11 protein-coding genes are annotated in these 11,694 nt (G+C 40.6%); 10 read left to right on the top strand and 1 reads right to left on the bottom strand.

Annotated features, from left to right (window positions below; genetic code table 11):
• The first annotated feature begins 29 nt into the window (after positions 1-29).
• The 10 genes from DWW23_RS25395 (at position 30) to DWW23_RS25355 (ending at position 9,675) form a co-directional block, all read left to right on the top strand.
• The gene (locus DWW23_RS25395; protein ID WP_122357257.1) at positions 30-1,844 is read left to right on the top strand and encodes a BatD family protein; all 1,815 of its coding nucleotides are present in this window, start codon (positions 30-32) and stop codon (positions 1,842-1,844) included.
• A 1-nt stretch (position 1,845) separates the two neighbouring features.
• The gene (locus DWW23_RS25390; protein WP_122357256.1) at positions 1,846-2,613 is read left to right on the top strand and encodes a tetratricopeptide repeat protein; all 768 of its coding nucleotides are present in this window, start codon (positions 1,846-1,848) and stop codon (positions 2,611-2,613) included.
• Positions 2,613-3,299, top strand: a complete 687-nt coding sequence (locus DWW23_RS25385) for a phosphatase PAP2 family protein (protein ID WP_122357255.1) — start codon at positions 2,613-2,615, stop codon at positions 3,297-3,299. Before DWW23_RS25390 ends, DWW23_RS25385 begins: the two co-directional genes overlap by 1 nt.
• Before the next feature lie 152 nt (positions 3,300-3,451).
• Positions 3,452-3,727, top strand: coding sequence for a DNA-binding protein (locus DWW23_RS25380; protein ID WP_122357254.1), 276 nt, complete (start codon positions 3,452-3,454; stop codon positions 3,725-3,727).
• 118 nt (positions 3,728-3,845) lie between these two features.
• Entirely contained in the window at positions 3,846-4,958 is a 1,113-nt protein-coding gene (locus DWW23_RS25375) for a universal stress protein (protein ID WP_122357253.1), read from the top strand.
• 266 nt (positions 4,959-5,224) lie between these two features.
• A complete protein-coding gene (locus DWW23_RS25370) occupies positions 5,225-5,398 on the top strand; it encodes a histone H1 (protein ID WP_122357252.1) in 174 nt (57 codons plus the stop codon).
• Between the two features lie 185 nt (positions 5,399-5,583).
• A complete protein-coding gene (locus tag DWW23_RS26610; protein ID WP_183671589.1) occupies positions 5,584-5,748 on the top strand; it encodes a hypothetical protein in 165 nt (54 codons plus the stop codon).
• 253 nt (positions 5,749-6,001) lie between these two features.
• Positions 6,002-8,371, top strand: a complete 2,370-nt coding sequence (locus tag DWW23_RS25365) for an outer membrane beta-barrel family protein (protein WP_122357251.1) — start codon at positions 6,002-6,004, stop codon at positions 8,369-8,371.
• A 406-nt stretch (positions 8,372-8,777) separates the two neighbouring features.
• On the top strand, positions 8,778-9,062 hold the full coding sequence (locus DWW23_RS25360) for a LysO family transporter (RefSeq protein WP_122357278.1): 285 nt from the start codon (positions 8,778-8,780) through the stop codon (positions 9,060-9,062).
• Positions 9,052-9,675 (top strand): lysine exporter LysO family protein, encoded by a 624-nt coding sequence (locus DWW23_RS25355; protein WP_122357277.1) that lies wholly within the window; start codon positions 9,052-9,054, stop codon positions 9,673-9,675. The genes DWW23_RS25360 and DWW23_RS25355 overlap by 11 nt, the downstream gene beginning before the upstream one ends.
• 69 nt (positions 9,676-9,744) lie before the next feature.
• Here the strand turns inward: DWW23_RS25355 and DWW23_RS25350 are convergent, their stop codons facing one another.
• Positions 9,745-11,388, bottom strand: coding sequence for a beta-N-acetylhexosaminidase (locus tag DWW23_RS25350; protein ID WP_122357250.1), 1,644 nt, complete (start codon positions 11,386-11,388; stop codon positions 9,745-9,747).
• Positions 11,389-11,694: the final 306 nt, after the last annotated feature.

Genomic DNA, 11,694 nt, shown 5'->3' with positions numbered 1-11,694 from the left:
GATACAGAAACAGAAAAAACAACAATATAATGAGAAAATTAGCTTTCTTATTCGTTCTCTTTCTAACAGCCGGGATGATGGCACAGGCCGCTGATGTGACCTTTAAAGCTGTCGCTCCGAATGCTGTGGTGATGGGGCAACAATTCAGATTAGCGTACACCGTGAATGCAGAAGCGAAGGCCAGCGACCTTCGTATTCCTGAACTTGCGGATTTTGATGTCTTGATGGGACCTTCTACTTCCAGTAGTATGAGTACTCAGATCATTAACGGGAGTGTATCATCTGAAACGGCATTCACGTTTACTTATATTCTGATGCCTAAAAAGGAAGGTACATTCAATATCGGAGCGGCATCCATAAAAGTAAAAGGGGCCAATTATACATCCAATGCGGTAAGTGTTAAAGTTCTTCCGCCGGATAAGGCTTCTGAAGCGAGTGGGGGGGATAATTCCGGACAGTCTGCTTCCATTGGAAAAGATGACTATTTTGTCAGAATGGAAATTTCTAACCGCAATGTGTACGAGCAGGAAGGTTTCTTGGTAACGTTCAAATTATATGCTGCACGTATGTGCGGATTGGAAAATGCAAAATTTCCTGAGTTCGAAGGTTTTCTGGCACAGGAGATAGAACAGCCGAATCCCCAGTGGACACAAGATCATTATAATGGTCGTAATTATTTTACGGTTGTTTTAAAGCAAACGGTTCTTTATCCGCAGCGTTCCGGAAAGCTGACTATCGAAAGTGGAAAATTCGATGCTATTATCCGCATCCCGACCGAACGGAAAATACGTAGTATCTTCGATGAGTTTGAAGATGCTTATACTAATGTAAGGAAAGTCCTGGTTTCAAGTCCTGCTACGATCGACGTGAAATCATTGCCGTCCGGTAAGCCGGCATCATTCACAGGTGCGGTAGGAAACTTCACCATGACATCGGACATTAATTCCAATAATGTAAAAACGAATGATGCAGTCACGATCAAATTGAAGATTTCCGGTAATGGAAATATCAAACTGATAAAGAGTCCGGAAGTGGTTTTCCCGAATGATTTCGATACCTTCGAACCGAAGATTGAGACAGATCTCAAAACGACAACAGCAGGAGTAAGCGGAAGCAAGACAATCGAATACATGGCTATTCCACGTTATGCCGGAGATTTTGAAATACCGGCTATCTCTTTCTCTTATTTCGATCCGAAATCGGCAACTTATAAAACGTTGAAATCAGAACCTTATAAGCTGCATGTAGAGCAGGGTGAGGGAGGAAGCAGCAATTCACCGGTCGTTTCAAACTTCAGCAACAAAGAAAGCGTGAAGTATCTGGGTAAAGATATTCGTTTCCTCAAAGTAAAAGACTTCAATTTTGTTGCCAACAACGATATCTTCTTTGGTTCGTTCATGTATTACATGTGTTATCTCGTTCCGGCAATTCTATTCATTGTCTTCTTCTTCATTTACCGTAAGCAGGTAAAGGAAAATTCCAACATTGCCCTGGTTCGTACCAAGAAGGCTAATAAGATCGCTGTAAAGAGATTGAAGAATGCCGGTAAGCTGATGAAGGAAAACAAGAAAGAAGAGTTTTACGACGAAGTTCTCCGGGCTTTATGGGGATATCTGAGCGATAAACTCAATATATCTCAGGCGAGCCTTACCAAAGATAATGTGGAAACAGAGTTGACCAGATATGGAGTGGACGAAACATTGATAAATGAGTTTATGGATATTCTGAATACCTGCGAGTTTGCCCGTTATGCACCGGCGCAGGCTTCGGATGCTATGGATAAATTGTATGAGTTAACCGTAGATGCCATTGGTAAGATGGAGAATACAATTAAAAAGCAATAAAATGAAGACAAGTATAAAGATGAAAAAAATATTGTTTTTTCTATTGATTCAGTGTCTGGCATTAAGTGCTTATGCGCAGGATGCAGCGATCAAGGAAGCAGAAGCTGCATATACTAAAGAAGATTACGGAAAAGCAATCGAACTATATGAAGGGGTACTGAAAAGTAATGGCGATTCGCCGGAGATATATTATAATCTGGGAAACGCCTATTATAAAGCCGGTAAGATATCTTCTGCCATATTGAACTATGAACGGGCACTGGTGCTCGATCCGGGTGACAGCGATGTCCGTTTCAACTTGCAGATGGCACGCCAGAAGACAGTAGACAAGATTGAACCTGTCGACGGTTTCTTCCTGGCCAGATGGTTTGACGCCGTTCAGAATATGGGAGCAGCCGATTCATGGGCTAAAACGGGAATTGTTTGCTTTATCTTATTTATCGGTTGTCTGATCCTGTTTTTCTTTTCAAGACAGATTCGCCTGAAGAAAGTAGGTTTCTATATAGGAGTACTGCTATTAATCTGTGTGATCATCTCGAATATCTTTGCCAGAAACCAGAAAAACGAGTTGGTAAACCGTACTCATGCTATTGTTTTTGCTCCGACTGTAACTGTAAAAAGTTCGCCTGATGCTAGCGGAACAGATTTGTTCGTCTTGCATGAAGGAACCAAAGTCTTAGTAAAAAGTACGTTAGGCGACTGGAGTGAAATAGCTTTAGAAGATGGAAACGTTGGTTGGATGCCGACAAAAGATATTGAAACAATCTGATGGTAGAAAAAATATTAGTTTACGAACGGGATTTGTTCTTCATGCTTAACGGCAGCGATTCCCCTTTTCTTGATCGCTTTATGTGGATATTTTCAGGAAAGACGGTTTGGCTGCCGTTAGCCGCTTTTATATTGATCGTACTGCTGTATAAAAAGAAATGGAGAGAATCTATTCTGATTTTGTTAGCCATAGTACTTGTAGTTACTCTTTGTGACCAGTTTGCGTCTCATGTGTGTAAACCTATTTTTACCCGCTTCCGTCCGACTCATCATCCGGACTTCATGGATCAGGTAAAAACCGTTTTCGGTTACCGGGGAGGAAAATATGGTTTTATCTCCAGCCATGCGGCGAATGCGTTTGGTTTTGCAACCTATATGTCGTTGCTTTTCCGTTACAGGTTATTTACATGGACCATCTTCCTTTGGGCTGTCCTTACTGCTTATACCCGCGTTTATCTGGGAGTTCATTTTATTTCAGATATCGTACCGGGTGCTATAGCCGGTGTCTTCTTCGGTGGGTTGGTGTATTGGTTGTATGTAAAAGTACATCCGGTTGTTACAGGGTCGAACGGAGAAGTCAGTGCAATCTATTCGGATAAACGCAAGCGTGTTATTGTCTATGCCATATTTATCACGACCTTGCTGATCGCAATCTTTAATATTCCCTTAGTTGGCTGGTTAAGATAAAGTTAATTGTAGCAGAGATTCGGTACATGTCGTAAAGCATGTTTGTTTTCAAGCTAAATTTAACTAAATAATTTGTGCCTCTGATATATATTGCTTAAGTTAGTGCCATAAATAATTAACCGAAGTATTAACCTTCAAAATAAAGGAACACCATGACAAAGACAATCACTTTTAATGAATTGCGCAGAATTAAAGACCGTCTGCCTGACGGTAGTACTCATCGCATAGCAGATGAGTTAGGTTTATCAGTTGAAACTGTCCGTAATTATTTTGGTGGATATAATTATAAAGATGGTAAAAGCTGTGGGATACACATCGAACCGGGTCCTGATGGCGGTTTGGTAGTATTAGATGATACAACAATATTTGAACGTGCTTTACAGATACTGGCAGAAGCAGAAGGCGTATCGGAAGCACAACAAGCGTAAAGAAATTTACAGTACATAAAAAATCCCATAGCTGACTGAACAAAAACGCTGTGGGATTTTTTTATTATAGGTAGCATTTACCATTTTCAGATTGTTTAATCTATAAAAACACACGAGTATGGAAGATAAATTAGTAACATTAGCTATTCACACGTTCGAGAAAGCACAAATCCTGAAAACAATACTTGAAACGGAAGGAATTGAAGTTTACATACACAATGTCAATCAGATCCAGCCGGTTGTATCGGCAGGTGTACGTGTGAGAATCAAAGAGAGCGATCTGCCCCATGCCTTGCGCATTATAGAGGACAGTAAATGGCTGAGTGAAGATACTCCTGAAGAAGCAACAACCCCACAGGTAAAGAAGATTCTGATCCCTGTCGATTTTTCCGATTACTCCATTAAGGCTTGTGAGTTGGGAATCAACTATGCCTATCATGCCGGAGCGGAAGTCATGATCATGCATGCCTATTTCAGCCCCTATTTTCCATCGGCAATTCCTATGGGAGACACACTGGCTTACCAGGTGAATGAAGAAGAATCCGTGCAGAACGTATTGAAACGTGTGCAGATCGATATGGAAAATATCTGTACATTGATCAACCGGAAGATACAATCCGGTGAACTGCCGAAGGTTAAATATAATTATGTATTACGGGAAGGTTTGCCCGAAGAAGAAATTCTGGCTTATTGTAAGGAATATCATCCAACGCTTATTGTCATGGGTACGCGTGGAAAGAGCCAGAAAGATATGGATCTGATCGGTAGTGTGACAGGCGAAGTGATTGAGGTCAATAAAGTACCGGTTTTGGCTATACCTGAAAATGTACGTTTCAATGACCTGAGTGAAGCTAAGAATATCGCATTCGCTACCTCTTTCAACCAGCGTGACCTGGTCGCTTTCGACGAGTTCATGGAAATAGTAAAAGGATATGATATTCAGATCCATTTGTTCAATATATCGACCAGTAAGAATGAATGGAATGAAATACGTTTAACAGGTGTCCGCGAGTATTTCCAGAAACAGTATCCGGACGCAAATATCACTTATTCCGTACTGGCTGACGGTGATTTATTACTTGCTATTGAAAAATTTGTCCGTGATGAACAGATCGATGTGATCGCTTTAAGCACCTATCGCCGGAATATCCTGGCACGTATGTTCAATCCGTCTATTGCGCGTAAGATGTTATTCCACACCGATACGCCGTTGTTGGTAATGCATGCATGAAAAATTAAATAAAGGCTATGATATAAAAGCGGACTATCAAAAATAAGGGATAGTCTGCTTTTTTACTTAAAAAGGGAGATACATATAAAAAGTAGCACTTCAATTTCCTGTGTTCTGATTGTCATATAATTAGTTATGTCAATATATGGCACATTTATAATATTCATCGTTTTAATTGATATGTTTTGTTGATTTTTTGTTGCCCATGATATAATTATTTATATTTTTGTGCTTCGATTTAATAATAAAAAATAATCAAAAGTAAAATGAAAGAGTTAGTAGAAAGAATCAATGTAGCAATTGGAGAATTTAGTACAAATGCTAATTTGCAGGTTGAAAACGGAAACAAGGCAGCAGGTACACGTGCTCGCAAAGCTTCTCTGGAACTTGAGAAGTTACTGAAAGAATTTAGAAAAGTTTCTGTCGAAGCAGCTAAATAAAATTTTATTTCAGTTATAAGGGAAGGTGGTTATCTATTCATGATGATCACCTTTTTTGTTTTTATGAATATCAATCGATCCGGAAATCAGTTTCGAAAAAAGACATTACACATGTGAACAATGTGAAATTTGTATTGTTAGATGAAAGATAAAACAATATTAAACAATCTAAAACGACAAAAAGTATGATACCTAACACTGAATTGGAAAATGGTAAAGTTGAATTGATCCGTGAAATACTAGATATCAATGATATGCATGATATTGATTTACTTAAGGAATATAATAAAGAACTGACCGGTTCTTTAGATATGCAGGAGATCGCTCCGAATATGGAAAGCAACGATTAAAAAATCACTCCTTCTCTACAGACGATACATAAGAAGAGGCTGTCTCAAAATTTGAGATGGCCTTTTTTTCTTATACTAAAGATTCCTTTTTTCTTCATAACTAACAAAAGCCCTTTACTTATCCGCAGCCTTTTACTGGATGCCGTTTTGCATTCGACGGTAAGACTAAATAACACTTCATAAGCCAACGGTAACACAGTTTCTCATTGTAACTTCTTTCCTTTGCAATGAGAAACTAATAAGATCGATAGATATGAAACGAATACTTTACTACATGATGTTTTTGCTGGTTACCGGTAATGGGATGTTGATCGCTCAAAATACGATTCACGGAAAGGTAACCGATACGGATAATATTCCGGTAGATGGCGTAGCTGTCGTACTTCAGACATTGGATTCTGTTTATGTGGATGCTGTGGTGACCGATAGTCTCGGACTGTTTAACCTGAACCGGGCAGCTGATCAGGCTTACCGGCTTCTCTTCCAACATCTCTTATACGAACCTTTCCAGCAGGAGATTTCACAGGCGGATGCCGGAACGATTCGTCTGACAACTAAAGATTATGAGTTGGACGGAGTGGTGGTAAAAGCCGAACGTCCGAAGGTCAAAGTGGAGAATGGCGCATTGAAATATGATGTTCCGCAACTGATGAAAGATAAATCAGTGAGTAATGCTTTTGAGGCTGTAAAACAATTACCCGGTATTATCGGCGGTGCAGACGAGATTCAATTGCTGGGGGCGGGGGCTCCGAGAATTATCCTGAACGGACAATTGACGACGATGTCGCCGGACCAGTTGATCACGATGTTGAAGAGTATCCCTTCTTCGCGGGTAAAAAATGTAGAGGTTATGTATAATGCCCCTGCAAAATACAATATTAAAGGAGCTGTTATTAACGTTATATTAGATAAAGGATCGACAGAAGGAACGGCTTTACAGGGTGAAGCCGGTGTTGATTATCTACAGAAACATTTTGCAACAGGTAAGGCACATGCGAACCTCTTATATTCTACTTCTAACCTGACTGTCGATTTTCTGGTAAACGGAGAGAAAGGACGATATTTTGAAGGGGAAAATATTATGGCAAGACACACCCTGGAGAATAGTGTGACGGAAGTTTATCAGTCAGGCCGTGGCAATGGCCGTATAAACAGCGGAGACATGCGGTTAGGCGTAGACTATAAATTGAAGAACGAAGATAAGTTATCTGCTGCATATACTTTGGGCGGCAATAATATAAAAAAGAATCGTGTAGCAGAAACTTCTTTTTCCGTACTGCAGGATGCGGAGACAAGTGACCAACGTTTCAGCCGGACAACCGGAGAGGATAAAGTAACTTTACATAATATCCGTATGCAATATGACGGTCATACAGGTATAACTGCCGGAATGGATTTTACACGTTATAGTTCTCCGTCTTTCCAGAACTTTTTGGAAAACCGCGGACAGGAAACGTTGACGGATATGCAGAATAATTCCAAGCAGAATATTTCACAATGGGCACTATTTGCCAACCATACACACACTTTTGCCTCCGGATGGACACTGAACTACGGTGTTCACGGTGGCTACACTTCCTCGAAAACTTATATCGATTATCTATATAATAAAGGTAATGGGTATGAACCAGAGCCGGATTTACTGGAAAATAATACGCAAAAGGAATACACGGGCAATCTCTTTGCGGAAGTGTCCAAGGATTTCGGAGAGCATTTTTCGGCAACCGCTTCATTGAAAGGGGAGTATTTCAGGTCGGATTATAATTCAAACGGGAGTAAATCGACTCTTTGGAATGACTGGACATTTTTTCCGAATGCTTCTTTGAGTTATGTTTTTACACCGCAACATATTTTGCAGTTAAACGTGAACAGCGACAAAACCTATCCTTCTTATTGGGAAATAACACCGCAGATAACACCCATAAACTCTTACTCTGTCGTGATGGGTAATCCGGCTCTGAAGCCTTATCGTTCGTATGAAGGGCAATTCCTCTATATCCTGAAACAGAAATATACCTTTATGGTTTTCGCACAGTACGAACCGGATTACTTTGCCCAGTTGCCTTATCAAAGTTCTACGGAACTGAAAAATGTGTTCCGGTATGAGAATATGGATTATAATTTAACGGCAGGAATAGGGGCTGTTATTCCGTTCCGTATCGGTGAGTTTATGAATAGCCAGTTTACGGCACAGGGAATCAGGATGCGTCAGAAACTGGATCATTTCAATGATATTTCTTTTGATAACAGTAAATATCTGGGACAATTCTTTCTGAATAATACATTCACGCTTTCCAAATCGCGTCCGAACCTGAAGCTGGATTTGAATGGTTATTATATAACAGGAGCAGTGCAGGGTATCTACGACCTGGGTTCCGTTTATAACGTTTCAGCCGGTTTGAAATGGCTGTTCGCCAATGATAAAGCGACAGTTCTCCTGAAATGTGATAATATCTTCCGGAGTAATATCCCGAAAAAGATCGAGATCAACCAGGCAAACCAATATAGCCGCCTGACGAAGATTGACGATACACGTTGTGTGACGGTTTCCTTTATCTGGAAGTTCGGTGGTTATAAAACTAAAAAGCATGATAAAGTAGATACATCCCGGTTCGGTAAGTAGTCGTCCTTTCAGAATATTTTTTCGGCTATCAGAGTAATATTTATACCAGATGAATATTACCCTGATAGCCGAAATGTGTTATTTTGATAGCTGAACAAAGAAAATATCCTATATAGCAATAACAAAAACATATCAATTTGATAATTTGTTATTTTATTATTAGTTTTGCACCCAAATTAGGACAGAGCATTGAATATGAATGAAGTTTATACAAATAATTTGAAAAGACAGAATACCCTCGTGATGTGTGGTATTCCTGTTGTGCATGTCCATTGGTTTAGTGGTTTTATCTAAGTTATTTTCCTTTCTTTTTCCGGATGTTTCCGGAGACCGTTTTATAACAATCATTTTTTTATTAACGTATCGCGGGAGAAGTGTATCCTCCGCGTGTAAATTGATTATACATATGTTTGTCATTTTATGCCTATTATGTGTAGGGATAGGTATGGGTTACCTGTTCCGTCATATCCATAGTTTGAAAAGATTGGAAAATACAATATCTTATACCATTTTTGTCATGTTGTTCGTGTTTGGTGTTACGATAGGAGCGAACAAAACGTTGGTCGATAATATAGGAGATTTTGGTTTGCAGGCAGCCCTGCTGGCTGTTTGTGGCGTACTGGGGAGTTTGCTGGCTTCTTATCTGGCTTTTAAAGTATTATCGGGGAAAGGGGGGAATGATGAAAAGTAATCTGATCGTGATAGCCTGCTTTTTTATAGGGATACTTTGCGGCATGTTAGGAGGAGATGAGTTGGCCGGTTACTGTGCCAAACTTCCGACTTGGTTATTGTATGCGCTGATTATTCAGGTGGGATTGAATCTCGGTTCAAACGGAGAGATGGGAACCATGTTACGGAATGTACGGATATCCAACCTTTTATTACCACTCTTTACTATAGCGGGTACTTTACTTTTTTCCGCGATGGCAAGTATCCTGCTGAAAACCTGGAATGTGTATGATTGCATGGCGGTAGGAAGCGGATTTGCTTACTATTCTTTATCTTCCTTGCTGATTGTGCAGTTTAAGGAAGCCTCTGCGGGAATAGAGATTGCGACACAGCTCGGGACTATTGCCCTGCTGGCGAATATTATCAGAGAGATGATGGCTTTGTTCGGTGCGCCGGTCTATGCGTCTTTATTTGGAAAATTTGCTCCGGTGTCTGTTGCGGGTATTAATTCGATGGATGTCTGTCTGCCGGTCATCAGTCGTTATTCCGGGAAGAATATCATTCCGATTGCCATCATTCACGGGATTGTACTGGAGATTTGTGTTCCATTATTGATTTCATTGTTTTGCAGATAGTAATAATTTCCGGATGCAGACTTTTCCTCTGCGTGCTCGGCATTTGTCTGCGTCCGGAAATATTGTATGTTATCTTCTGGGAACGATTTCAAACGGCACTCTCACGAATACGCCCTGTTTCATCAGATTCATCAGGTTCGGATACATCCGTTCTTTGAACGAATCCCAGCTGCGATGCTCCATCTGTGTCCATCCGGCTTCTGCTAATGCCAGACCACGCGGGTAAGTCATGTAAGTTATCCGATTGATATCTTTCATAGCTTCTCCCCATAACGTACCGGATATACCGAGGATATGTGCTTGCTGTGCAGCGGGAAGTCCGTAACCCGGATCAAATTGATAGCAGGTTTCCAAAGTGGTAACAGGCATTCCCCAGTTATTGAACTCCGGAAGATCGCCTTTCAGCTGCGGGTAATCCAGATAAGCATATTCTCCGGGAGCCATGATCAACGAATTCCCGTGTTTAGCTGTCAGCTCGATACATTTGGGTGTCAGTCCGGCACGCCAGGTGACCAGTGTAACATCTTTCGGATAGTCGAACAGATACTCGTTAGCCGGCATGCGAATATTGTCCAGTTCGCACCACAGCATAGGCTCCTTACCATATTTGCGTACGGAAGCCAGTATCTTATCGAAGAAATAGTTCATAAGCTGAGATTCTTTGGTATATCCCAATTGTTTCATTAACGATTGGCAATGATCGCATTTGGTCCAGTTCTTTTCAATAACAGCCTCGTCACCGCCCAAATGAATTTTGGATGACGGGAATATAGCTGCTATTTCTTTGATAATATCATCGTAAACGGAATATACTTTCTTATTATTGGCACAGAGCATCAGATCGACTGTCTTACCCATTTCTTTCTGAATGGTATCCGTGTGTGTACAGCCCAGTTCCGGATAAGTCGCCAGTACGGCTACCGTATGGCCGGGAATATCCAATTCCGGTATGATCTCTATATTCCGGTCGGCAGCGTAACGGACCAGTTCTTTTAATTGTTCCTGCGTATAAAAACCATTATCCGGCCCGTTCGGACCTGTTTTCGGATTACGGAAAGCACCGATCTCTGTCAGTCCCGGGTGTGCCTTTATTTCGACACGCCAGCCCTGATCGTCTGTCAGGTGTAATTGCAGGATGTTGTATTTGTATTTTGCCATCTGGTCGATGTAAAATTTAACATCTTCAAGAGGCAGGAAATGGCGTGCCGGATCGAGCATTAAGGCACGGTAACCATAGCGAGGTTCATCGTCGATACGGATAGGAGCGATCTGCTTATTCGCCGTATTGCATACATCGCCCAGTAATATCTGGTCCAGCGTCTTCAATCCGTAGAAAAGAGCTTTCTGTGTACTTCCTTTGATGGAAAGTTTGCTTTCCGAAATCTCGATCATGTAATGTTCTTCCCCTTTTATAGCAGGCTCTGTCCAAAGTTCGATCACGGAGTTTCCGCTTGCCTGAAAGCCTCCCATAATAGCGCTTTGGCCGACTCTGTCTCTCAATATACGTTGCAGTTCGAACAAACAGAATGCCTGCTTGGGCAAATTTGTTTTCACTACTGTTTGCGGAGTGACTGTAAAGTTCTTTTTACCTGTAACCTGCTCGATATGGTTCGGTAAGGGTAATAAGGCCGAAGTGTTGCTCTGCCCGAACGACAAAGTTGCTGTTAATAGAAACAGAGAAATGAGTTTGAGTTTTTTAGTACTTAAGATCATAGATGTTAGATTATTGTTTTGTTAATTTTCTTCGAGGCAAAGATACATATCTGGTTGAATAAAAAAAACACTTAGAAACAGATAAGGACAGATAGGAACAGATAATGGCAGATAAAAGCAGTTTGTGGATCTAAATTCGGAGTTTTTTTTGTTTACATTTTTTAGTATTTGTCGTGTTATACGCATTATATTCGCGTTATATGTTGATATATGGCTGTTAACAGCATGTTTGTATTGGGGCTCTATTTGCTGTTAACACTTTCCTCTTTAATATAATAAGAAGTATTTATATATAAAGATTATATA

It is taken from the genome of Parabacteroides sp. AF14-59 (assembly GCF_003479515.1).
GTDB classification, from domain to species: Bacteria; Bacteroidota; Bacteroidia; order Bacteroidales; family Tannerellaceae; genus Parabacteroides; species Parabacteroides faecis.
Note: the sequence above shows the minus strand (reverse complement) of the source record. Positions and strands in the feature narration are given on the sequence as shown.

Bases quoted from the DNA above. Each gene is read 5' to 3' on its own strand.
- DWW23_RS25395 (WP_122357257.1), top strand. From the start codon at position 30: ATGAGAAAATTAGCTTTCTTATTCGTTCTCTTTCTAACAGCCGGGATG.
- DWW23_RS25390 (WP_122357256.1), top strand. From the start codon at position 1,846: ATGAAGACAAGTATAAAGATGAAAAAAATATTGTTTTTTCTATTGATT.
- DWW23_RS25385 (WP_122357255.1), top strand. From the start codon at position 2,613: ATGGTAGAAAAAATATTAGTTTACGAACGGGATTTGTTCTTCATGCTT.
- DWW23_RS25380 (WP_122357254.1), top strand. From the start codon at position 3,452: ATGACAAAGACAATCACTTTTAATGAATTGCGCAGAATTAAAGACCGT.
- DWW23_RS25375 (WP_122357253.1), top strand. From the start codon at position 3,846: ATGGAAGATAAATTAGTAACATTAGCTATTCACACGTTCGAGAAAGCA.
- DWW23_RS25370 (WP_122357252.1), top strand. From the start codon at position 5,225: ATGAAAGAGTTAGTAGAAAGAATCAATGTAGCAATTGGAGAATTTAGT.
- DWW23_RS26610 (WP_183671589.1), top strand. From the start codon at position 5,584: ATGATACCTAACACTGAATTGGAAAATGGTAAAGTTGAATTGATCCGT.
- DWW23_RS25365 (WP_122357251.1), top strand. From the start codon at position 6,002: ATGAAACGAATACTTTACTACATGATGTTTTTGCTGGTTACCGGTAAT.
- DWW23_RS25360 (WP_122357278.1), top strand. From the start codon at position 8,778: ATGTTTGTCATTTTATGCCTATTATGTGTAGGGATAGGTATGGGTTAC.
- DWW23_RS25355 (WP_122357277.1), top strand. From the start codon at position 9,052: ATGAAAAGTAATCTGATCGTGATAGCCTGCTTTTTTATAGGGATACTT.
- DWW23_RS25350 (WP_122357250.1), bottom strand. From the start codon at position 11,388: ATGATCTTAAGTACTAAAAAACTCAAACTCATTTCTCTGTTTCTATTA.